Source organism: Luteitalea sp. (assembly GCA_009377605.1).
GTDB lineage: Bacteria > Acidobacteriota > Vicinamibacteria > Vicinamibacterales > Vicinamibacteraceae > WHTT01.
Window position 1 is genome coordinate 55,069 of record WHTT01000005.1, and the last position, 22,585, is coordinate 77,653.

A 22,585-nucleotide genomic window follows, 5' to 3' on the forward strand; every position below is an offset into this window, starting at 1 on the left:
CGGCAGCCTGTGATTTCTCACGCCAGCCGCCTCAGAATGAAGCACTTCAGGTAGTAGGTCTCCGGCATGCCGAGCAGCACCGGATGGTCTCGGGACTGCATGCGCTTCTCCACGACCACCACGGGCGCATTGGCATCGACCGCAGCACTGAAGACCACCTCGCCAAAGGTTGCCTCGTCCACGTGAGCCGAGCAGGTACATGTGATCAAGTGCCCGCCTGGGCGCAAGAGTCGAAGCGCCCGGAGGTTGATCTCTTTGTAGCCGCTGAGCGCGCGCGGCAACGCTGTCTTGCGCTTGGCGAACGCAGGCGGGTCGAGCACGATCGTATCGAACCGCTCGTCTTCGCGCTCCAGCTGGCGCAAGGCGTCGAACACGTTCGCGCAGCGCACCTCGAGGTTCGTCACACCATTCAGCACAGCATGTTCGCGAATGGCCCGGCATGCCTCGTCGGAGATCTCGAGCGCGAGCGCGCTGTCACACTGCCGAGCGAGCCTCAACCCGAACCCGCCTTGATAGCTGAAGCAGTCGAGCAGTCGGCCGCGCGCGTATCGCGCCGCCGCCTCACGGTTCTCACGCTGGTCCAGGAACAAGCCAGTCTTCTGGCCCCGCCGGATGTCGACCTCGTAGGCAACCGGCCCTTCCCGCACGGCCACGCGATCCGGCACTGTGCCGTGGACGGTCTCGACCCGTTGCTCGAGACCCTCGAGCAGGCGCACCTTCGGATCGTTGCGTGCGATGATGCCAGCCGGCTCGAACAGCTCCACCAGTTGGTCGCGAAGAAGCGGCAAGAGCCGGTCCGTCCCCTGAGACAACGTCTGAACGACCAGGACATCACCATAGCGGTCGACGATGAGGGATGGGAGGAGGTCGCCCTCGGCGTGCGCGAGACGGTATGCCGTGGCGTCGATCGCCAGCGACTGGCGGACGCGCCAGGCCATATCGAGCCTCGACCGCCACCACGCGGCATCGATGGCCTCGTCGGTCCTCGTCAAGAGGCGCAGCGCGATCTGCGATCGCTCGCTGTAGAGTGCCTGGCCAACGAGTCGGCGGCGGCCGTCGACTACACGAACCACCTCGCCCGCCTCCGCATCGATCTGCGTCAAGTCGGATCGGTAGATCCACAGGTGGCCATTGTGGATGCGCTGCAGGCCATGATGGCTGATGGAGACGGTTGAGGGTGAGCTGCGCATCGGAAGGTGCTCGAGCGATCGACCCATAGTACAATCAACGGCTATGCGCGTAGCGCTGGCGGCGGATCATGCGGGCGTGACGTTGAAAGAGCTCGTCAAGCCGGTGCTGGACGAGATGGGCGTGACCTATGAAGACTTCGGCACCCACTCGATGGAGGCGGTGGACTACCCGGACTTCGCCGCGCGCGTAGCACGTGACGTTGCCGGCGGCCGCTCCGACCGCGGCATCCTGGTGTGCGGCACCGCCATCGGGATGGCCATGGCCGCCAACAAGGTTCGCGGCATCCGGGCTGCGCCCGTCGGGGACCTCGCCACGGCGAGGCTCAGCCGATCGCACAACGACGCGAACATCTTGGCGCTGGGCGCACGTGTCACACCGACCGACCTGGCGCTGGCAATCGTCCGCGCGTTTCTCACGACGACCTTCGAGGGTGGCCGCCACGAACGGCGTGTGCGAAAGATCGCCGCGCTCGAAGACGGGGCCGCACTCGAGCGGCCCATGTCCTCCTCTTCCGCAGTCAGCCATACATCATGACCACCGACACCGTCTCGCCCCTGCTTCGCACCTTGATCGAGACTGACCCCGAGATCGCCGCAGCAATCCGTCACGAGGTCGACCGGCAGAACAGCGGCCTCGAGCTCATCGCCTCCGAAAACTTCGTGAGCCGCGCCGTGCTCGAGGCCATGGGCTCGGTCATGACCAACAAGTACGCCGAAGGGAAGCCAGGCCACCGTTACTACGGCGGGTGTGAGTTTGTCGACGTCGCGGAGTCGCTCGCCATCGATCGAGCGAGGGAGCTCTACGGCGCGGAGCACGCGAACGTGCAACCGCACTCCGGCGCGCAGGCGAACATGGCGGTGTATATCACCGTGCTCCAGCCTGGGGATACGGTCCTCGGCATGAACCTGGCGCACGGCGGCCATTTGACACATGGCCATCCGCTCAATTTCTCAGGGAAGTTCTACACTGTTGTCCCGTACGGGGTGCGGCAGGAGGACGAGCGGATCGACTACGAGGCGCTCGAGCGCCTCGCAGAGCAGCACAAGCCAAAGCTCGTCATCGTGGGCGCGAGCGCGTACCCACGCGTGATCGACTTCGCCCGCATCGCGCAGGCGGCGCAGGCCGTCGATGCGCCGGTCATGTGCGACATCGCGCACATCGCGGGCCTCGTCGCCGCCGGCGTCCATCCCAGCCCCATCCCGCACGCCGACTTCATCACGACGACCACGCACAAGACCCTGCGCGGTCCACGTGGCGGCATGGTGCTGTGCCGTGCGCAACGGGCCAAGGCGCTCGACAAGTCGGTCTTCCCGGGCCTTCAGGGTGGACCGCTGATGCACGTGATTGCCGGCAAGGCGGTTTGTTTCAAGGAAGCGATGTCGCCGGAGTTCGCCGACTACCAGCGCCAAACAGTCGTCAACGCCGATCGGCTCGCCACCAGTCTCGCTGCCGCGGGCTTTCGCCTGGTCAGCGGCGGCACGGACAACCACCTCATGCTCGTCGACGTGTTCTCCCGCGGAATCACCGGTCAGACGGCGGAGGCAGCGCTCGGCAAGGCAGGAATCACCGTCAACAAGAACGCGATCCCGTTCGACACGAATCCCCCGATGGTGGCAAGCGGCGTCAGGATCGGCACACCCGCCGTGACGACGCGTGGCATGCGCGAGCCGGAGATGGATCTCATGGCGGAGTACATCGCCCGTGTGCTCGCAAGCCCTGAAGACGACCGTGTGCTGCAGGCGGTGCGTGGAGAGGTGGAAGCGCTGTGTCGGAGGTTCCCGCTGTACCCGCCGGCAGCCTGACGGATGCCACCAGCGCCAGGCTGGCATCCGACGGCCCGCTCGCTCGTACGCTTTCGGGCTTCGAGCCACGCCCCAGCCAGCGCGAGATGGCCGTCGCCGTCGCGGCCGTGCTGACGAGCGGCGGCGTTCTGCTGGCCGAGGCAGGCACCGGCACGGGCAAAACGCTTGCCTACCTCATTCCCGCGATCTTGAGCCGCCGACGCATCCTCGTGTCGACCGGCACCAAGAATCTCCAAGAGCAGATCTTCCACAAGGATCTGCCGCTGCTACAACGCACCCTCGGCGTACCCTTCACCGCGACGTACTTGAAGGGCCGGACAAACTACTTGTGCCGGCATCGCTTCGAGCAGTTCACGGCCGAAGGCCTGTTGCTGCCGGACGACCGCGTCCACTTCGCGCTCGTCGAGGACTGGGCCGCCCATACGGAGACCGGCGACCGCGCCGAGATCGACGAGCTGCCCGACGATATCTCGTTCTGGAGCGACATTGCCGCAACATCCGAGCAATGCTTGGGCACGTCCTGCCCGCAGTACCAGGAGTGCTTCATCACGCGCATGCGGCAACGCGCCGCGGAATCGGATGTGGTCATCGTCAACCATCACTTGCTGTGCGCGGATGCCGCGCTGCGCCAGCACGCGTTTGGCGAGGTCATCCCGGAGTGCGACGTCGCCATTATCGACGAGGCACACCAGCTCGAAGACGTGGCCACGCAGCACTTTGGTGTGAGCATCAGCAATTACCGCCTCGAAGAGATCGTCCGAGACGCCCGCCGGGCGCTCGTTGCGCCGGCGCACCCCGGCACGAGCGAGGCCGATCGCGTGCCTGCCGCGGAGCGCCAACGCCTCGCGCACGCGCTAGAGGAGGTCGATGCCGGATCCCGCGAGCTCTTTGGCGCGCTCGATCGCACGCGGGTTGGCGACAGGCCAGGGAATCCCGATCGTGTGCGCGTGACAGCGGACTCGCTGGCGTCGATTCACGAGCCGGGGTATGCGCTCGCAGGTGCGCTCGCGGCGCTGGCGTCGGGTCTCGGTGACGTGATTGACGCCCCAGAGGAGCTTCGCGCAATTGCCCATCGCGCGACCGAGCTCCGAGAGCAGCTCGCCTTTCTCTTGAAGGCAGACAATGAGAGCTTCGTGTACTTTCTCGAGCGACGCGGCCGTGGAGTGTTCTTGCGGGCCGCGCCGGTGGACGTCTCGCACATCATCCGCGAGCTGTTGCTCGACCGCATGCATGCGACCGTGCTCACGTCAGCCACCCTTGCCGTTGACGGCTCGTTCGAGTACGTCCGTTCGAGGCTAGGGATCGATGAGGCGGAGGCGCTTCGGCTGCCGTCGGAGTTCGACTACGCACAGCAGGCAACGCTGTACTTGCCGCGAGGCCTGCCCGATCCTCGATCGGGCGCATTCGCCGCGAGAGCTGGCGACGAAGTGGTCGAGATATTGCGGCGGACGGAAGGACGAGCGTTCGTGTTGTTCACGAGCTACGCCACGCTGCGCCAGGTGCAGGCCCGGGTCGCAACAGCCCTGCCCTACCCGCTGTTCGTGCAGGGAACCGCGCCACGATCTCGGCTCGTGGAGCAATTTCGTGCGACGCCGAACGCCGTCCTCCTGGGAACCAGCAGCTTCTGGCAAGGTGTCGACGTCGTCGGCGAGGCGCTGAGCTGTGTGGTCATCGACAAGCTGCCCTTCGCCTCGCCAGCGGATCCCATTACGGCCGCACGTATCGACGCTCTCAGGGAACGCGGTGAAGATCCCTTCAGCACCTATCAGGTGCCGTTGGCCATTTTGACGCTTCTCCAAGGGCTCGGGCGGCTCATTCGATCCCGCGCCGACCGCGGTGTCCTTGCGATTCTCGATCCGCGCCTGCGCACCATGGGCTATGGGCGGCGATTCCTCGATGCCTTGCCGCCGGCGCCAGTGATCCACACGCTCGACGACATCGCTCGCTTCTTGAGCCAGTCGTAGCGCAGGCCTTTAGGCCTGCCCGGTGCCCGCTTTGGCGCCGTTATTGGCAGGCCTAAAGGCCTGCGCTACGTGCTAAATGAACTGCATTGCGCCTGACAGTGTAAACTTGAGTAATCCATGACCTTCTGCTCCCATCCCAGGAGGACCGCGATGATCCGCAGCTCTGTCGGCCAGCAACTCCTTCGTGTGGCACTGGCTCTCACTCTAGCAATATGGGCGGCGCCGGGAGCCGCTCAAACGACTGGCATGATCCAGGGCAAGGTGGTCGACGATAGTGGCAAGCCAGTCCAGGATGCTCAGGTCGTCATCGAGTTCAAGGACATGGCCGGCCGCAAGCTCCAGACGAAGACGAACAACAAGGGCGAGTACATACAGGTAGGGCTACAGCCAGGCGCCTACGTCGTCACCGCATCGAAGGAGGGCGTCGGTTCGCGGACAGAGGAGGTGACGGTCCGGGTCGCCCAGACGGCGCAGGTGGATCTCGAGCTCGGCGCCGGCGACGAGGCGCCGCCCTCGCCGGAAGATCAGAAGAAGGCGGAAGAAGCAACGAAGCTCTTCAATGAGGGCGTTGCCGCGAGCAACGCCGGCAAGGATGACGAGGCGGTTCAGAAATTCACCGAGACAGCCAAGCTGCTGCCGTCCTGCTACGAGTGCCACTACAACATCGGCTTGGCGCACATGCGTAAGAACGAGGCGGATCAGGCCGAAGCGGCGTTCAAGAAGGCCATCGAGGCGAATCCGAAGAAATCCGAGCCCTACGGCCGGCTCGCCGCCCTCTACAGCAGCCAGAAGAAATTCGACGAGGCCGCGGCCATGAGCACCAAGGCCAACGAGCTCGGTGGTGGCGCAGCAGGCGGTGGCGGCGGCGGTGGGGAGGCCTTGTTCGATCAGGGCGTCAACCTATGGAACGCCGGCAAGATAGACGAGGCCATACAGGCGTGGGAACAGGCCACCAAGGCCGACCCCAAGCATGCCGCGGCCCACTATCAGCTGGGCCTCGGGTATCTCAACAAGGGCCAGACGGATGAGGCGGCAAAGGCGCTCGAAGCCTATTTGCAGCTGGAGCCCAACGGCAAGAACGCGGAGCAAGCCAAGGGCATGCTCGCCACGCTGAAGCAGTAAACCTTCGTCGAGCGCACGTGCCATCTCACCCCGGCTCGATTGCCACCGATCGTCAAGCAGGAATCAGTGCCAATCTGGCGGCGGTTCGTGCGCGCCTGGCGACTGCCGCCAGCCGCGCCGGACGCGACGCTGGGGCCATCCGGCTCATCGCCGTCTCGAAGACGTTCGCTGCCGAGGACGTCCGGGCCGCCGCCGCGGCCGGTCAACGTGACTTCGGCGAGAACAAGGTGCAGGAGGCGCTCCAGAAGATCGATCGCACTCGCGACCTCGATCTGCGCTGGCATCTCATCGGACATCTGCAGTCGAACAAAGCAAAGAACGCACCTGCGTTTGCGTACATCCACGTCCTCGATCGCATCGAGCTCCTGGAAAAGGTGGAGCGCGCCGCTTCCGGGCGGGAGGCGGCGCCTGAGCTCTTGGTCCAGGTCGATCTCGCGGGGGAGCCGACCAAGCACGGGGCGCGGCTCGAAGAGCTGGATGCGATCTTCGAGGCGGCAGACCGCTCCACGAGTCGCGTGGTCGGCCTGATGCTCCTGCCGCCGTGGCTCGAAGATCCAGAAGCCGTGCGGCCATGGTTTCGCAAGCTCGCCGAGCTGCGCGAGACTCTCAGGGCTCGCGGCGTACCTGCAGAGATGCTCCGCGAGCTGTCGATGGGCATGAGCCACGATTTCGAGGTGGCAATCGAGGAGGGCGCCACGATGGTCCGCGTTGGAACGGCCATCTTCGGCAAGCGCCCGCCGCCACGGGAACCTCCCGGCGCGTAGCGCTCATGACTCGAGGGTCGCCCTTGCCCGACTGGCTGACCGATACGTCCGAGGGCTGCGTGCTGACCGTCCGGGTGATCCCGCGGGCCGGTCGCACCGAGATCGCCGGCGAACGGGCCGGCGCGCTCCTGGCCCGCATCGGCGCCGCCCCTGTCGAGGGAGCGGCCAACGTCGCGCTGCTGGAGCTCCTGGCAAGGCGCCTGGATATCCCCCGCGAGCGTCTGACGATCGTGGCAGGCGGGCGCGGCCGCAGCAAGCGTATCGCGCTCAGAGGCCTCACCGCCGCCGACGTGGCGCGCCGCCTCTAACGGACATGGGACCGGGTACCTTTGCGCTCCCGAAAAGATACCCGGTTCCTTTTTCTTGACGTGGCCAGCGTGTGGGGGGGATGCTGAAGGCAAGCGTCCGAGTGAGTGAGTATGAACATTCTGGTCCCGACCGCGGTGGCCCTGATTGGGCTCGCGATCGCGTATCGCATCTACCCTCGATACATCGCGCGCGTCTTCATGGAAGACGACAAGAATGGGGTCCCCTCGCAACGACTGGCCGACGGCGTCGATTACGTCCCCAGTCGGACGCACGTTGTCTTCGGTCACCACTACGCCACCATCGCTGGCGCAGGACCTATCGTCGGACCGACACTGGCACTGGCCTTTGGCTGGCAGCCTGTCTGGCTCTGGATTCTGTTGGGAGGCATCTTCTTTGGAGCCGTGCACGATATGTCGTCGCTCTTTGCCAGCGTGCGCGAGCAGGGGAAGACGATCGGCGAGATCGCGAGGCGTGCCCTGGGACCGGCCGGCTATGTGCTCTTCATTCTCGTGCTCCTCTTCGTGCTCACGCTGATCAATGCAATCTTCCTCAACCTGAGCATTGCGGCACTGACGTCCATCTATCCCGCGGCGGCGCTCAATCTGGCGCCAGACCAGACCCTGCTCAACACCGTCGTGGAAGGCGGGATCGTCAAGGCGCACATCGGTGGCATCGCCACCACATCGGTCATCGCGATCACGCTGTGCGCACCAGCAATTGGGTGGCTGATCCGTCATGATCGGCTCTCTACGCATGCGGCCTACGGTGTGGCGTTCGTCATTTGCATCGTGAGCATCGCGCTCGGCTTCGCCTTCCCGGTCCGCGTCGAAGGAGAAGTATGGCGCTATGTCATGACGGCCTACGTATTCCTTGCGTGCGCGTTGCCACTGTGGTTCATTCTGCAGCCGCGTGATTTCACGAACGTTCAAATCTTGTACGGGGGGCAGCTCCTGCTGCTCGTCTCGGTGATCGTCGCTGGTACGAGTGGCGCAACGATCCAGGCCCCGGCTGCTGCGATTGCCGAAGGGAACGCGCTCCTCAAGGGTGGTGTGTGGCCGCTCTTGTTCATCACCGTGGCGTGTGGTGCCATCAGTGGGTTCCACAGCCTGGTGGCGAGCGGCACGACCGTCAAACAGTTACCGAAGGAGAGCGATTGCCGCCGCGTTGGCTACGGAGCGATGGTCGTCGAGAGCTTTCTGGCGGTGCTGGTGATGGTGGCGGTGGCCTCGATGCTTCCGCGCAGCGAGTATCTCGCCATAGTGTATCCACCTGATGCGGCGACAAACCCGATCTTGGGCTTTGCGGTCGCGGCGGGACGCCTGATACACAGTGCTCTTCCGATCATTCCGGTGGCAATCGCGGTGGTTATCGGCATCCTGATGGTGGAAGGCTTTGTCGTCACGACGCTCGACAGCTCGGTGCGCCTTTGCCGATATCTGTTGGAGGAGTTCTGGCACTTTGGATTCGAAGGCGCGGTTCCGACGGTCCTTCGCAATGTGTACGTGAACACCGGCATTGCGGTCGCGCTCATGCTCTTCTTCTCCGTGAGCGGCACAGTCCGACAGATGTGGCCGATCTTCGGCGCCGGCAACCAGCTCATTGGCGCCCTCGCGCTGGTGACGGTCAGCGTCTGGCTGGCGCAACGGGCGCGGCACACGCTGTTTGCCCTGGTGCCCGCTATCTTCATGATCGCTACCACGATCGCAGCCCTCGCGCTGCTGGCCCGCGTGAACCTCGCCGGGGTCAATGCGGTGCTCGGCGTGACGGCAGTCGCTCTGCTCATCCTGGCCGTTGGCGTCGTGGTCGTCGGCGTCACGCGCTTCGTACAGGCACTGCAAGCAGAGGTGCCAAAACCGCTGGTCACCGCAGAACAGTGATCAGTGGTCAGTGGATTTGATGTCCCAATCGACTCCAGCGGGTACGCGTGAAGAAGTGTGTGAGCGTGGAAAAGAAGCTGCGTGCGCCTGCACCGACGCCTTCGTCCTGATAGAGCTGCGGGCTGCTCTCGTAGGACCAGTAGATCATCATCGCTTTACCCTTGATGAAGTTGCGCGGCAGGGAGCCCCAATAGCGGCTGTCCTGTGAGTTGTCGCGGTTGTCTCCCATGACGAAGTAGTGGTCGTCCGGCACCTGTTGGGGTGAATACTGCTCACGGAGATCGAAGCCGATAATCTCCGACGGGCCCGACGCTGGAGGTGTGAGGAAATGCACGTACGGCTCGTCGAGCGGCTGGCCGTCGATGTAGACCTTCTTGTTACGCACCTCGACGGTCTCGCCCGGCAGGCCGATCACGCGCTTGATGAAGTCGCGCTCCGGGTCTTGAGGGTATTTGAAGACGACGATGTCGCCGCGGGCAATCGTCCCGATTGGCAGGATCGCACGCTCGAGCCCCATTGCCGTGGGCGCATATGCGAACTTATTGACCACGAGATGGTCGCCGACGAGCAGATTGTTCTCCATCGATCCCGTTGGAATCTTGAACGCCTGGAACACCCACGTCCGGATGAACAGCGCCAAGATCACGGCAATGACAATCGACTCGAAGTACTCGCGAATCGTCGACTTCTTGAACGTTGTCGTCATGTTCGTCCCGAACGCGGAAAAGGGGACTGGCCCCTTTTCCGCTTCAGCTCTCGCTTCCCACCTTCAGCACTGCCAGGAACGCTTCTTGCGGAATCTCCACGCGACCGACGCGCTTCATGCGCTTCTTCCCCTCTTTTTGTTTCTCGAGCAGCTTGCGCTTGCGCGTGATGTCCCCACCGTAGCACTTGGCCAAGACGTTCTTCCGGAGCGCCCTGACCGACTCTCGTGCGACGATCCGACCGCCGATGGCGGCCTGAATCGCGACTTCGAACATCTGGCGTGGGATGAGCTCTCGCATTTTCGAGGCCAGCGCCCGCCCGCGCGCGTACGCCATATCACGATGGACGATCACCGATAACGCGTCCACCGGCTCGCCGTTGACGAGAATATCGAGCTTGACCAGCGGCGACTCCCAATAACCGCTGACGTGGTAGTCCAGAGAGGCGTACCCGCGGGAGACGCTCTTGAGGCGATCATAGAAGTCGAGGACCACCTCGTTGAAGGGCAGCTCGTAGGTCACGAGCACACGGTCTGCCGCCAGGTACTCGAGGCCCTTTTGGACACCCCGCTTCTCCTGACACAGGGGGAGAATCCCGCCCACGAACGCCGCGGGTGTGATGATCATGGCGGTGATCGCCGGCTCTTCGAACTTGGTGATGCGTCCCGCCTCGGGGAGCTGGGCCGGATTGTCGATCTCGTGCAGCTGGCCGTCCGTCGTGATCACGCGATAGAGCACACCGGGCGCCGTGGTCACCAGGTCGACGTCGAACTCACGCTCGAGCCGCTCCTGGACGATCTCCATGTGGAGTAGACCGAGGAAGCCGCAGCGGAAGCCGAAGCCGAGCGCCGCCGAGGTCTCCGGCTCGAAGTGAAAGGCCGCATCGTTCAGCCGCAGCTTCTCGAGCGCATCGCGCAACTCGGCGTAGTGGTGGCCCTCCACGGGATACAGCCCCGCGAACACCATTGGCTTCATCTCGCGGAAGCCAGGGAAGGGCTCGGCGGTCGGGCGTACGGCGTCGGTGATCGTGTCGCCAATCTTCGCATCGGCGACGTTCTTGATACCGGCGATGACGAAGCCCACCTCGCCCACCGACAGTGCATCCCTGACCACGGGCTTGGGCGTGAAAACGCCGACCTGCTCGACGTCGCAGGTCTGACCGGTGGCCATCAACCGAACCTTGGTGCCCGGCCGCAGGACTCCGTCCACGAGACGCACCAGGATGACGACGCCCCGGTAAGCATCGTACCAGGAGTCGAAGAGGAGCGCCTTCAGCGGCGCGTTGAGCGTGCCTTTCGGTGCTGGCACGCGCTGGACGATCGCTTCGAGAAGCTCTCGGGTCCCCGTGCCCTCCTTGGCGCTTGTGAGGATGGCGCTGCTCGCATCGAGCCCGACGATCTCCTCGATCTGGCGCCGCGTCTCCTCGATCTGTGCGCCGGGCAGGTCGATCTTGTTGATAACGGGGATGATCTCCAGGTTGGAGTCGACCGCGAGGTAGGCGTTCGCCAGTGTCTGCGCTTCGACACCTTGCGAAGCGTCGACCAAGAGCAGCGCCCCTTCAGAGGCCGCCAGCGATCGCGTCACCTCGTACGAGAAGTCCACGTGCCCCGGGGTGTCGATGAGATTCAGCACGTAGGTCTGCCCGTCGGCGGCGGCGTAAGCGAGCCGGACGGCGTGCGCCTTGATCGTGATGCCGCGCTCGCGCTCCAGATCCATGCTATCGAGGACCTGGGCCTCCATCTCTCGCGCCTCTAGTGCACCGGTTAACTCGAGGATGCGGTCGGCGAGTGTCGACTTGCCGTGGTCGATATGAGCGATGACTGAGAAGTTCCTCACCAACTGCTGGGACATCGGGGACGCCGCAAAACACATTATTCTAGCGCACTTGACGCCGAGACTCACGGCGGGGAGGAAAGGAACCGGGTACCTTTTCGGGCGCGGAAAGGTACCCGGTTCCTTTTCTCTACCGCTGATTGAATGTCTGCGGATAGGTCGGACCGATGTAATCGGCGCGCGGACGGATCAGTCGATTATTGGCGTACTGCTCGAGCACGTGCGCCGTCCAGCCCGATACCCGGCTCACGGCGAAGATGGGCGTGAACAGATCGATAGGAATGCCCAACGTGTAGTAGGTCGACGCCGAATACAAGTCGACGTTCGGGTAAAGGTTCGGCTTGTCGGCGCGGACGAGCGCCTCGATCTTCTGCGACATCTCGAACCAGCGCGGGTGGCCGGCACGCTCACCAAGCTCGCGCGACATGCGGCGCAGGTGCGTCGCCCGCGGATCCTCCGTCCGATAGACGCGGTGACCGAAGCCGGGAATCTTCTCCTTGCGTGCGAGCTTGGCGCGAATCACGGTCTCGACCCGCTCGTCGCTCGCATCCTCGCCAATCTCGAGCAGCAGGTGCATCACGTCCGCATTCGCCCCTCCATGCAGCGGCCCTTTGAGCGCTCCGATCCCTGCGACGATGCTCGAATAGAGGTCGGTGAGCGTCGCGGCGGCGACCCGCGCGGCAAACGTGGAGGCGTTCAGCTCGTGGTCCGCATGGAGGATGAGGGCGATATCGAAGGCGCGCACGGCCGTGGCATGCGGGCGATCCCCAGTGAGCATGTAGAGGAAGCTCGCCGCGTGGCTCAGCGCCGGATCGGGCGCGACGGGCGCGCCGCCCGCGCTGATCCGCCCCCACGTCGCCACAATGCTCGCCAGTTGCGCGGTGAGGCGCACGGCCTGGTCGTAGCTCTCTCGCGTAGAGCCGCGCGTCGAGGGTGCCGGGTCGAAGTGCGTGAGCGCCGACGTGAGCGTGCGCAGCGCGTCCATGCCGCCTTGGCCGTCATCGGATGGCGGCAGGGAGCGCATCAGCCGGATGAGCGGTTCCGGAAGCGGCCGCGCGGCGGCGAGGGCCGACTGAAGGTCGCCCAGCTCGGCACGCGTCGGCAGCCGACGGTGCCACAGCAGGAAGCAAACCTCCTCGAACGTCGCATGCTGGCCCAGGTCGTGGATATCGTAGCCGCAATAAGCCAGCACGCCCTGCTGGCCATCGATGTAACAGATGGCCGACGAGGTGGCCACTACATCCTCCAGACCAGACTTCGGCTTGATCTCTGCAGTCGTGGACATTCTCAGGATTCCGGATTCGGGGTTCAGGAGCCGGGATTCAGGATTCCTGACTATTCTCCTGCAACCTGGGTGGTGAGCGCCATGTCGTTGCCGCCAAATTGTTGGACGAGCGAAAGGAGGCCCGTGTAGAGGTATCCAACCTGGAAGAGCAGCAGAAATGGCAGCGTGCCGTAGATCTGATTGGCCAGCGCATAGAAGACCGCGGCAGTGAAGTACAGCCCCAACCCAACCTCCAGCGCCGGCTGGGCGAGCATGCTCTGATGGTACTTCTTGCTGATCCAGTCGTCGGTGGTGCGCTCGACCCCATACTTGGGCGTGCGCGTGAACTCACCACTCTCCTTGTCGAAGAACCCCTCGAGGACCGCGCGGACGTTGTTGATTGAGAGGCCAATCCCGATGGACAGCAAGAATGGCACGTACCTGAGGCGCCGCCGCCAATCCGGATAGAGCTGCCGCTGGCAGAATGCGTAGAAGCTCACGATGGATGCGGTGGCCGCGACGAACAGGGGCACGTCGATCAGCATCATCTCGTGCCAGCCCATGTTGTAGCGGATGTACATCGCCGGGAACATCAAGATGCAGAGCACCACCATCAGCGGGTAGTTGAAGTTCGCCGTCAGGTGCATGAACGCTTCGAGCTTGACCTTGAACGGAAGATCCGACGCCAGCACCCGCGGCAGCAGCTTGCGGCAGTTCTGGATGGAGCCCTTCGCCCAGCGATGTTGTTGCGACTTGAAGCCGTTCATCTCAACGGGCAGCTCCGCCGGCGCGACGACGTCTTCGAGGAACACGAACCGCCAGCCCCGGAGCTGCGCGCGGTAGCTGAGGTCCAGGTCCTCGGTGAGCGTATCGTGCTGCCAACCGCCCGCATCCTCGATGGTCGTGCGCCGCCAGATCCCCGCCGTACCGTTGAAGTTGAAGAAGCAGCCCCACCGGTTGCGGCCGCCGTGCTCGAGCACGAAGTGCCCATCGAGCATGATGGCCTGCACACGAGTCAGCAATGAATAATCTGCGTTGAGATGTCCCCATCGGGCCTGCACCATGCCGACATTGGGATCGGTGAACTGAGACAGTGTCCGTTGCAGGAAGTCCGGCATTGGGACGAAGTCCGCATCGAAGATGGCAACAAGCTCCCCCTGCGCCTGTTTCAAACCCTCTTCGAGGGCACCCGCCTTGAACCCGATGCGGTTGCTGCGGTGAAAGTACTTGATATTCGCGCCCTGGGCGGCGTGCCTCCGGACGGCGAGCTCCGCGATTTCGCGTGTCTCATCCGTCGAGTCGTCGAGGACCTGGATCTCCAACAACTCGGCCGGATAGTCGAGCGCGCACACGGCGTCGACCAGACGGTCGACGACATACATCTCGTTGTAAATGGGCAGCTGAACCGTGACCCGTGGCAGCGGATCCGGAAGGGACTCCGGCCCAGGCTTCGGGGGGTGCTTCCGGTATAGAAATATCAGGAAATACCGGTGCCAACCGTAGAGGGCCAGAATCGAAAGTACAAAGAAATAGGCCGCCAGGACGGAGGTTTCCAACATAGGTTACTTCACGTCGCGACCAGCCACACGAATTTCTCAGTGTAGCCGGCCGCTTCTGGGCAGTCAATGCAGCTCTGCCGTAATGGCAGGGCAGGCCCGGCGTTGGGGGGGTATCGACGTGGGGTGACACGGTGACCGGGTGACCGGGTGACAAGGTCACCGGGCGATCCGAGACGACGGGTTACGTCGAGTAGGTTTCTAGGTTGTTCGGCGCGTGCCCGAGTGCTCGAACCGCCGTCACCCCCTCACCCTGTCACCCTGTCACCCCAGCAGCCCCAACCTGCTGTACGCTGCATCTTAGCTCCATGAGCCCCGGAACGCTGCGCACCCTCGAGTTCGACCGTATCGTCCAGGTCGTCCGCACATTCGCGCTGACGCCGCTTGGCGCCCGACGGGTCTCCACGCTGCAACCTGCTACGGAGACCGTTCAGGTACTGCGCGGCCTCGCCCTGACCCGCGAGGTCGTCGCGTTTCACGATGAGGCTGGCGGCTTCCCGCTGCGCGCGAACGAGGGTCTCGATCAGGCGCTCGCGGCGCTAAAGATTGTTGGCCGGGCCGTCGAGCCCCAGCGACTGCTCGCGCTCGCCGACTTCCTCGACAGCACTGGCCAGACGCGTGTGCTCGTGCTGGAGCGGGAACGAGGTCGCTGGCCACACCTCCGTCCGCTTGCGGAAGGGCTGGCCTCGTTTACGGTGGAGATCGCGGCGGTACGGCGCGCAATTGGCCCTTCGGGCGACCTCCTCGACGACGCGAGTGACCTACTTCGAAAGATTCGAGCTCGCCTGCGCAGGCAGCGTCAACAGCTGCGCGCGACCCTGGAGGCGTACCTGCGCGGACGAGAGACCGCTCGCTACCTACAGGAGCCGGTCGTCACCGAGCGCAACGGCCGGTTCGTGTTGATGGTGAAAGCGGAGCATCGCCACGCCATCCCGGGGCTCGTCCATGGAGCGTCGGCGAGCGGCGCGACCCTGTTTCTCGAGCCGTTGGCTTCCTCCGACATCAACAACGACATCGCCGCACTCGAGGACCAAGAAACGGAGGAGATCCAGCGCATCCTACGCGAGCTCAGCGATCGCTTCCGCGCGCGCGCCTCGGATCTGCGGGACACACTGGACGCGGCGGCAGCGCTCGACCTGGCCCAGGCGAAAGCGCGCTTCTCGCAAACCATCAAGGGCGTCGAGCCCATTCTTGCTGCGGATGGGCGGCTCGAGCTGCGCGGCGCGCGACATCCGTTGCTCATGGCGGCTGTTCGCCACCGGCTCGAGGATGGCGGGGCCAACGGGCGCGCCGAGCTCGTCGAAGAGCGTCAGGACCGGATCGGCTCGATCGACGCCGCCGAGCGGAACGTACTGGAGCCCGTACCGGTCGACCTGCTCGTGATCCCGCCCACGCGTGTGCTGGTCGTCACGGGGCCCAACACCGGCGGCAAGACGGTCGCGCTCAAGACGGCGGGCCTCTTGCCGCTCATGGCGCAAGCCGGCCTGCTCGTGCCGGCTGACAAGGGCACGCAGCTGCCCGTATTCCAGTCCCTCTTCGCCGACATCGGCGACGAGCAGTCGATCGCGGCGAACCTCAGCACGTTCTCGGGCCACGTGACGAATATCGCGGCCATGGATCGCGCGCTCGCGCTCCCGGGTCTCGTGCTGCTCGACGAGCTGGGAGCCGGCACGGATCCTGTCGATGGCGGGGCGCTCGGCGTGGCGATCGTCGATCACTTCAGGACACGCGGTGCGCTCGTCATCGTGACCACACACCACGATCAACTCAAGTCGTACGCCTTGACGACTGAAGGCGTCACGGCGGCAGCCTTCGGCTTCGAGCCCGAGACGTTTGCGCCCACGTATCGGTTGCTGTACGGGTCGCCCGGTGCAAGCCTCGCGCTCGAAATTGCGACGCGCCTCGGCCTGGATCCTGAGATCGTCGACCGTGCGCGCCAACACCGCACGGGGGAGCAGGCACAACTGGCCGAACGTCTTGCACGAATGGATCGGGACCTGCAGGCTCTCGACCAGGAGCAACGGCTGGCGCGGCGCACGCGTGAGCAGGCAGAAGCGGAGCTCGCCGCAGCGCGCGTGCGGGAGGCAGCGATCCGAGAGCGAGAGGCACAGCTACGGCGACGGCTGGAAACGACGCTCAACGAACGACTTCGCGACGCACGGCGAGAAATCGACCGCGTCGTGGCAGACCTCAAGGCGAAGGCGGCGCAGATCGAGACGGACGCCCGCCGGCGCGCAGCGCCGCGACTGGTCGCGGTCACGACGGGCGAGCTGGGCGGGCTGCGCAGCGACGCCCGCGCCCGACTCGAGGAACTGTCCGATCGAGCACAGCGAAACAGCGAGCCGCATGTAACAACAGAGGGGGCTGATGCGTTAGAACACTCGAGGGACACACGCGTCGGCGACCGGGTCGTCGTAGCGCCGCTTGGTGTCGAGGGCACGGTGCAGTCGCTCTCCCCGCGCGGGGAGGCCGAGGTCGATGTCAGAGGCAAGCGCCTGCGAGCGGCGCTCAGCGACTTGCATCTCGTCTCGAGCCCAGCCCGCACGCAGGGTCGAGTCGCGCGCGGCGAACAGGGGCGTACCGCGCGGGACGACCTGGATCGAGGCGCGAGCAGCCATGTCACGGTGACGCTCGAATCGCCCGAGACAACGGCCACCGAGCTGAATGTCATCGGCTGCACGGTGAACGAGGCGCTGGACCGAGCCGATAAGTTCCTGGATCAGGCGATCCTGGCGGATACGCGGGTCGTGCGTGTCGTCCACGGACATGGCACGGGCCGGCTACGCGAGGCCCTCCGTGCATTTCTCAAGGAACACCCGCTGGTGACCGGCGTCGGCCCGGCGGCTGACGAGCACGGCGGCAGGGCAGTCACAGTGGTGGAGCTCAAGGAGTAGTGGCCCTTTTCCCCCAGTCCTTCATCGACGAGCTGCGGATGCACGCCGACATCGTGCTCGTCGTGCAGGACTACGTCGCCTTGAAGCGAACGGGGGCCAACTACGTGGGCCTGTGCCCGTTTCACGCGGAAAAGACGCCCTCGTTCAGCGTCAATCGCGAGCGCGGGTTCTTCCATTGCTTTGGCTGCGGTGTCGGCGGAGACGTGTTCAAGTTCGTCGAGCTCCAGGAAGGGCTCGGGTTTCCCGAGACCGTTCGGCGGCTTGCGGCGCGTTTCGGCGTGACGGTGCCGGAGGTTCAGGAGGCGAGCGGAGGCCGCGCGGGGACGCGGGTGGGCTCGGCACAGGCCGACAGTGAGCGTGAGGAGCTCCTGCGCGCCCACGAAGTCGCGGCGCGGTTCTTTCAGGAACGGCTCCAATCAACCGAGGGACGGGCGGCGCGACAATTGCTTGCTGAGCGTGATGTGACACCGGAGACAACGGAGGCTCTCGGTCTCGGGTACGCGCCCGGACGCGGCACGCTGCTGGCGCACCTCAGTCGAGAGGGCTTTCCGACGTCACTCCTGCTGAAGGGCGGCCTGGTGGTCGCGCGTGACAACGGCACGTTCGTCGACCGATTCCACAACCGCCTCATGATTCCCATCTGCCGCGAGAGCGGCTCGGTCGTGGCGTTTGGCGGGCGTGCCATGGCGGCGGAGCAGCTTCCCAAGTATGTGAACTCACCGGAGACGCCGCTCTACACGAAGAGCCGGGTGCTCTACGGTCTCCACCTGACCAAAGCAGAGGTCCGCAAGGCGCAGGCGGCGGTGCTGGTCGAGGGGTACTTCGATTTCGCCCAGGCGTGGCAGGCCGGGGTGCGCACCATCGCGGCGACATGCGGGACGGCACTATCGGTGACGCAGGCGCAGCTACTCCGTCGTTTCACGTCACGCATCATCTTGAACTTCGACGCCGATAGCGCCGGCCATGGGGCGGCGCTGCGCTCATGTGACCTCCTGGTCGCGGAAGGGTTCCAAGTAGCAGTGGCGGTCGTGCCTCCTGGTGAGGACCCTGACACCTTCGTGCGGCGGCACGGCGGCGACGCCTATGCGGCGACCTTGCGCGAGGCGCGGCCGTATCTGGAATACGTGACTGATCGCGCCGCGGCGCGCGTCGACATGGCGACCCCCGAGGGTCGTCTGGCATTTCTCGACGAGCTGTTGGCGGTGGCGGCGCGGGTTCCCAACGCCGCCGCACGTGACCAGTTTGCCGACCGGGTGGCGCATCGCGCCAGGATAAGTGAGGAAGTCGTCCGCCAGCAGATCCGGAAGGCGGCGGTTACCCGGCAGACGAAGCTGCCCGGTGAGACTCGGCACCAACTAGGGGCGGGCGGGGTGGCTGGCCGGGCGGGAAGCGGGGCCGCAGGCGGGCTGAAGCGGGCGGAACGGGAGCTGCTTGCCGGCCTGTTGACCAGCCCCACGGAGGCCATGGCCGCGCTGGCGGCGGTCGAACCGGAGGATCTGGTGGGGCTCGCCTCGGCTGCCGTCGTCCGGGAGGCGCTGGAGTTGCAAGAACTTCCCCCAGAGGCGATACCAACCGCCTTGCTGGAGCGTCTAACAAATGAGGACGCCCAGATGCTGACCGGGCTGGCCGCGCGGTTGGGGGCACCTTCGGCGCCAGCCGACTGCGTGCGCACCCTGCGACTGCTGCGCTATCAACGGGAACGGGCCGCCGCACGACTCGAAATCGACCGCCTGCAAGAGCTTGGCGTGGGCGCGGATACTGCCGAGCTCCAGCGCTTGATGCATAAAAGTGTAGAGCTCGGGCGGCGCATCGAAGCATTGGAAACGTGAAAGGCTTTATAATGGCAAGATCTACCGGCACGGACTTCAAGGGGTCTGGCCGAGGAGGAATGACTTTGTCAATTGAAGACAAGTACGACGAAGTGCGGACGTTGATCACGCTCGGGAAGGAGAAGGGATATCTGCTGTACGACGAGGTCAACGAGCTCCTGCCGTCGGACATCACCTCGTCTCCGGACGACCTGGACGATCTGTTCAGCACGTTCGGCAACGCAGGTATTGACATCGTCGACTCGGAGGAGAAGTACCGCGAAGAGAAGCTCGATCGACCGGAGGAGGAGCTCGAGCTCGATCTGACCCCGGGCGCGCTGGACAAGACGAACGACCCGGTGCGGATGTATCTCCGCGAGATGGGCACGGTGCCGCTGCTGACCCGCGAGGGCGAGGTGGCCATTGCCAAGCGCATCGAGCGGGGCAAGCTCACGGTCATCAAGGCAATCTCGCGGACGCCGACGATTGCACGCAAGATTATCGAGCTGGGCGAGCAGCTCAAGGCTGGCCAGCGCACCATTCGCGAGCTCACCGTCTTTCAGGACGAAGAGGTCACGGATCAGCGCATCGAGCAGCGCCACAAGGACTTCCTCAGGCAGATCGAGGCGGTCAAGAAGGCCTGGCAGGATTGGAAGAAGCGGGACGTCAAGTTCCAGTCCACATCGAAGCGACCGGTTGGCGCGTGGCGGCGGGCCAAGTGGAGGGCCTTCCGCGCACGCGTGGAGCTCTCGCGCCTCGTTCGCAGCATCGAGTTCACCGAGGCGATCAAGCGCAAGCTCATCGATGACATCAAAGAGCAGGTCGAGCGCGTCCAGCGGCGCCAGCGCGAGCTCGGTCAGGTGGATCTGCAGCTGCATCCGCCGAAGCCGGCCAAGGGGCGCCGGGTACCAAAGCTGCGTGACGAAGAGCGGAAGGCGCTCATCAAGCGCCACAAAGACACCAAGGGCCAGCTCCGCGAGCTCAGCGAGCAGCTCGAAGACACCCCCGAGTCCTTGGTGCACACGCTGGAGACGATTCAACGCGGTGAGTACGAAGCGCAAGAGGCCAAGCAAGAGCTGGTCGAGGCGAACCTCCGGCTCGTCGTCTCGATTGCAAAGAAGTACACGAACCGCGGCTTGCAGTTCCTGGATCTCATCCAGGAGGGCAACATCGGCTTGATGAAAGCGGTCGACAAGTTCGAGTGGCGCCGGGGCTACAAGTTCTCCACGTACGCGACCTGGTGGATTCGGCAGGCGATTACGCGTGCGATTGCCGACCAAGCGCGAACCATCCGGATCCCCGTGCACATGATCGAGACGATCAACAAGCTCATTCGCACGTCCCGTGCGCTCGTGCAGGAGCTTGGCCGCGAGCCCAGCTCCGAGGAGATCGCGCAGCGCATGGACATCCCGGTCTCGAAGGTCCGCAAGGTCCTCAAGATCGCGCAAGAGCCCATCTCGCTGGAAACGCCCATCGGTGAAGAGGAAGACAGCCACCTCGGGGACTTCATCGAAGACAAGAGCATCACGTCACCTCAAGACTCGGTCATCAATCTGAATCTCCGGGAGCAGACCGAGGACGTGCTCAAGACGCTCACACCCCGCGAGGAACGGGTTGTCAAGATGCGCTTTGGCGTCGCGGACGGCTCGGAGCACACGCTCGAGGAAGTGGGTCAGAACTTTGCCGTCACGCGTGAGCGCATTCGCCAGATCGAAGCGAAGGCGTTGCGGAAGCTGCGCCACCCTTCACGCGCGCGTAAGCTCCGGCCGTTCCTCGAGGGGCGACAGCCGTAGGGAGGTTCGAGGTTCAAGGTTCAAGGTTCGAGGTTCAAGGTTCAAGGTGGAAGGGCCAACGGTTGGGGTCGACATCGGCTAGCCGGGTAGGAGGGTCGAGGTTCAAAGGCTGGAAGTCCGAAGTTGGAGTCGAGCCTTAACCTCGATGCACGACGCTTCTGCCCGGACGCAGGTCGGCTAAGCCTCGGAAGCTGTGCCCTGCCACCACCTCAAACCTCGAACCTCGAACCTCCAACCTAGAATGGGCCCATAGCTCAGCGGTCAGAGCCGCCGGCTCATAACCGGCCAGTCCCAGGTTCGAATCCTGGTGGGCCCACCAGCCTTCGCTCGCCTGCTGTGGTAATCTGCGGCAAGATTGCATTGGTTCGCTCTGCTCCTCAGCGAGCGCGCACGTAGAATGCACGTTCGTCAACGGCAGCGGTGCTCGAACAGCCCCTACGATTGTCATACGTCCGCCTTCATGGACCCAAGTCTCGAACACCTCGTCCGTCTCCAAGAACTGGACGATGGCATTGCTCGGCGGCGGCAGACAGTGGCAGCGCTGCCCGACCGGCTGGCCGCGTGCGACATGGCGGTAGGGGAAGCCGAGGCAGCGCTGGCGACGGCCCGGGAGCGGGCAACCGAGAACGAGGTGGCTCGCCGCGGGTTCGAGCGTGACCTGGCAGCCGCCCAGAGTCGCCTCTCGCGGTACAAAGACCAACTGATGGAGGTCAAGACCAACCGCGAATATCACGCGATGCAACACGAGATTGCGTCTGTACAGGAGGAGGTGCGAACACTCGAGGACCAGCTCTTGGAGCGGCTCGTCTCCCATGACGAGCTGGCTGCCAGCGCGAAGGCGGCCGAAGCGGGCCTCGACGAAGCGCGCTCCTTTGCCGAACGTGAACGTGTCGCGCGCACCGCGGAAGCAGCACAAATAGAGCAGGAGATCAGCGCCGCCGAGACGGAACGCGCACGCCACGTGGCGGAAATCGACCCGCAAGCGTTGGCGCTCTATACGAGGGTCGCGCAGCGGCGCCAGGGCCAGGCGCTTGCCGAAGCACGCGATGGTCACTGCACGGCCTGTCACGTGCGGCTGCGGCCGGTCATCTATCAAGAAGCGCGGCGCGGCGCCCGGCCCGTCCAGTGCGACATTTGTAACCGTATCCTCTATGTCCGCGCGCCGACCCCGGCAACCGAGCCCGCGTCGCAGCAATAGCGCTTGATTCTCATGATCGTTGCCTACACGGATGGAGGAGCGCGCGGCAATCCTGGCCCCGCGGGCTACGGCGTGCGCATCGAGTCGGAGAGCGGCGAGCTCCTGGCCGAGCTCGGCGAGCCACTAGGCGTCGTGACCAACAACGTCGCGGAGTATCACGGCCTCCTCGCCGCCCTGACGTGGGCAACGACGCACGGACATCCGGCGCTCACCGTGCGATCGGACTCCGAGCTTCTCGTGCGTCAGATGCGCGGTGAATACAAGGTCCGTCATCCCAACCTCAAGCCGCTCTACGCGACGGCGGTGGCACTGGCGGCGCGCCTCGACCACGTCAGGTTCGAGCACGTGCCTCGCGAGGCCAACCGAGAGGCGGATCGCCTCGCGAACCTGGCTATGGACGAAGCGAATCAGGAAGCAGGAAGCAGGAGTCAGGAAAAGGGGACAGGCCCCTTTTCAGAACTGACGCCGACGAAAAAGGGCCTGTCCCCTTTTCCTGATTCCTGATC

17 protein-coding genes and 1 tRNA gene are annotated in these 22,585 nt (G+C 64.6%); 13 read left to right on the forward strand and 5 right to left on the reverse strand.

The annotated features are described in order from the left end of the window. Positions 1 to 17 precede the first annotated feature (17 nt). On the reverse strand, positions 18 to 1,190 hold the full coding sequence (locus tag GEV06_02740) for a methyltransferase domain-containing protein (protein ID MPZ16825.1): 1,173 nt from the start codon (positions 1,188 to 1,190) through the stop codon (positions 18 to 20). A 43-nt stretch (positions 1,191 to 1,233) separates the two neighbouring features. Here GEV06_02740 and rpiB point away from each other — a divergent pair, with 43 nt between their 5' ends. The 7 genes from rpiB to GEV06_02775 all read left to right on the forward strand — a co-directional run bounded on the left by rpiB (position 1,234) and on the right by GEV06_02775 (position 9,029). Continuing rightward, positions 1,234 to 1,725: a ribose 5-phosphate isomerase B gene (gene rpiB, locus GEV06_02745; protein MPZ16826.1), complete on the forward strand. Its 492-nt coding sequence runs from the start codon at positions 1,234 to 1,236 to the stop codon at positions 1,723 to 1,725. Next, entirely contained in the window at positions 1,722 to 2,993 is a 1,272-nt protein-coding gene (locus GEV06_02750) for a serine hydroxymethyltransferase (protein ID MPZ16827.1), read from the forward strand. Before rpiB ends, GEV06_02750 begins: the two co-directional genes overlap by 4 nt. Further along, positions 2,957 to 4,957, forward strand: a complete 2,001-nt coding sequence (locus GEV06_02755; protein ID MPZ16828.1) for a DEAD/DEAH box helicase — start codon at positions 2,957 to 2,959, stop codon at positions 4,955 to 4,957. Before GEV06_02750 ends, GEV06_02755 begins: the two co-directional genes overlap by 37 nt. Positions 4,958 to 5,074: 117 nt before the next feature. Further along, positions 5,075 to 6,079: a tetratricopeptide repeat protein gene (locus GEV06_02760; GenBank protein ID MPZ16829.1), complete on the forward strand. Its 1,005-nt coding sequence runs from the start codon at positions 5,075 to 5,077 to the stop codon at positions 6,077 to 6,079. Positions 6,080 to 6,141: 62 nt separating this feature from the next. After that, the gene (locus tag GEV06_02765) at positions 6,142 to 6,843 is read left to right on the forward strand and encodes a YggS family pyridoxal phosphate-dependent enzyme (protein MPZ16830.1); all 702 of its coding nucleotides are present in this window, start codon (positions 6,142 to 6,144) and stop codon (positions 6,841 to 6,843) included. A gap of 5 nt (positions 6,844 to 6,848) precedes the next feature. Then, entirely contained in the window at positions 6,849 to 7,151 is a 303-nt protein-coding gene (locus tag GEV06_02770) for a hypothetical protein (GenBank protein ID MPZ16831.1), read from the forward strand. Positions 7,152 to 7,262: 111 nt separating this feature from the next. After that, on the forward strand, positions 7,263 to 9,029 hold the full coding sequence (locus GEV06_02775) for a carbon starvation protein A (protein ID MPZ16832.1): 1,767 nt from the start codon (positions 7,263 to 7,265) through the stop codon (positions 9,027 to 9,029). A gap of 7 nt (positions 9,030 to 9,036) precedes the next feature. Here GEV06_02775 and lepB read toward each other — a convergent pair whose 3' ends face one another. The 4 genes from lepB to GEV06_02795 form a co-directional block, all read right to left on the reverse strand. Beyond that, on the reverse strand, positions 9,037 to 9,735 hold the full coding sequence (gene lepB / locus GEV06_02780; protein MPZ16833.1) for a signal peptidase I: 699 nt from the start codon (positions 9,733 to 9,735) through the stop codon (positions 9,037 to 9,039). Positions 9,736 to 9,778: 43 nt separating this feature from the next. Beyond that, positions 9,779 to 11,584: an elongation factor 4 gene (gene lepA / locus GEV06_02785; GenBank protein ID MPZ16834.1), complete on the reverse strand. Its 1,806-nt coding sequence runs from the start codon at positions 11,582 to 11,584 to the stop codon at positions 9,779 to 9,781. A 112-nt stretch (positions 11,585 to 11,696) separates the two neighbouring features. Beyond that, complete coding sequence (locus tag GEV06_02790; GenBank protein ID MPZ16835.1) at positions 11,697 to 12,851, reverse strand: citrate synthase; 1,155 nt, start codon at positions 12,849 to 12,851, stop codon at positions 11,697 to 11,699. A gap of 50 nt (positions 12,852 to 12,901) precedes the next feature. Next, a complete protein-coding gene (locus tag GEV06_02795) occupies positions 12,902 to 14,389 on the reverse strand; it encodes a glycosyltransferase (GenBank protein MPZ16836.1) in 1,488 nt (495 codons plus the stop codon). A 305-nt stretch (positions 14,390 to 14,694) separates the two neighbouring features. On the opposite strand from GEV06_02795, the gene GEV06_02800 reads away from it, so the two are divergent. The 6 genes from GEV06_02800 (at position 14,695) to GEV06_02825 (ending at position 22,583) form a co-directional block, all read left to right on the forward strand. After that, positions 14,695 to 17,280 carry a hypothetical protein gene (locus GEV06_02800; GenBank protein MPZ16837.1) on the forward strand — a complete coding sequence of 862 codons (2,586 nt, stop codon included), beginning with the start codon at positions 14,695 to 14,697 and terminating at the stop codon, positions 17,278 to 17,280. Next, positions 17,280 to 19,109, forward strand: coding sequence for a DNA primase (dnaG, locus tag GEV06_02805; protein ID MPZ16838.1), 1,830 nt, complete (start codon positions 17,280 to 17,282; stop codon positions 19,107 to 19,109). The genes GEV06_02800 and dnaG overlap by 1 nt, the downstream gene beginning before the upstream one ends. 59 nt (positions 19,110 to 19,168) lie before the next feature. Beyond that, positions 19,169 to 20,881, forward strand: coding sequence for an RNA polymerase sigma factor RpoD (gene rpoD, locus GEV06_02810; protein ID MPZ16839.1), 1,713 nt, complete (start codon positions 19,169 to 19,171; stop codon positions 20,879 to 20,881). A 243-nt stretch (positions 20,882 to 21,124) separates the two neighbouring features. Beyond that, a tRNA-Ile gene (locus GEV06_02815) sits at positions 21,125 to 21,200 on the forward strand. A gap of 78 nt (positions 21,201 to 21,278) precedes the next feature. Continuing rightward, positions 21,279 to 22,079 (forward strand): hypothetical protein, encoded by an 801-nt coding sequence (locus GEV06_02820; protein MPZ16840.1) that lies wholly within the window; start codon positions 21,279 to 21,281, stop codon positions 22,077 to 22,079. Positions 22,080 to 22,091: 12 nt separating this feature from the next. After that, complete coding sequence (locus tag GEV06_02825) at positions 22,092 to 22,583, forward strand: reverse transcriptase-like protein (GenBank protein ID MPZ16841.1); 492 nt, start codon at positions 22,092 to 22,094, stop codon at positions 22,581 to 22,583. Positions 22,584 to 22,585 lie beyond the last annotated feature (2 nt).

Excerpts from the sequence above, each read along its gene's own strand:
- GEV06_02740 (MPZ16825.1), bottom strand. The coding sequence starts at position 1,190 with ATGCGCAGCTCACCCTCAACCGTCTCCATCAGCCATCATGGCCTGCAG.
- rpiB (MPZ16826.1), top strand. The coding sequence starts at position 1,234 with ATGCGCGTAGCGCTGGCGGCGGATCATGCGGGCGTGACGTTGAAAGAG.
- GEV06_02750 (MPZ16827.1), top strand. The coding sequence starts at position 1,722 with ATGACCACCGACACCGTCTCGCCCCTGCTTCGCACCTTGATCGAGACT.
- GEV06_02760 (MPZ16829.1), top strand. The coding sequence starts at position 5,075 with ATGACCTTCTGCTCCCATCCCAGGAGGACCGCGATGATCCGCAGCTCT.
- GEV06_02770 (MPZ16831.1), top strand. The coding sequence starts at position 6,849 with ATGACTCGAGGGTCGCCCTTGCCCGACTGGCTGACCGATACGTCCGAG.
- GEV06_02775 (MPZ16832.1), top strand. The coding sequence starts at position 7,263 with ATGAACATTCTGGTCCCGACCGCGGTGGCCCTGATTGGGCTCGCGATC.
- lepB (MPZ16833.1), bottom strand. The coding sequence starts at position 9,735 with ATGACGACAACGTTCAAGAAGTCGACGATTCGCGAGTACTTCGAGTCG.
- lepA (MPZ16834.1), bottom strand. The coding sequence starts at position 11,584 with ATGTCCCAGCAGTTGGTGAGGAACTTCTCAGTCATCGCTCATATCGAC.
- GEV06_02790 (MPZ16835.1), bottom strand. The coding sequence starts at position 12,851 with ATGTCCACGACTGCAGAGATCAAGCCGAAGTCTGGTCTGGAGGATGTA.
- GEV06_02795 (MPZ16836.1), bottom strand. The coding sequence starts at position 14,389 with ATGTTGGAAACCTCCGTCCTGGCGGCCTATTTCTTTGTACTTTCGATT.
- GEV06_02800 (MPZ16837.1), top strand. The coding sequence starts at position 14,695 with ATGAGCCCCGGAACGCTGCGCACCCTCGAGTTCGACCGTATCGTCCAG.
- rpoD (MPZ16839.1), top strand. The coding sequence starts at position 19,169 with ATGACTTTGTCAATTGAAGACAAGTACGACGAAGTGCGGACGTTGATC.
- GEV06_02820 (MPZ16840.1), top strand. The coding sequence starts at position 21,279 with ATGCACGTTCGTCAACGGCAGCGGTGCTCGAACAGCCCCTACGATTGT.
- GEV06_02825 (MPZ16841.1), top strand. The coding sequence starts at position 22,092 with ATGATCGTTGCCTACACGGATGGAGGAGCGCGCGGCAATCCTGGCCCC.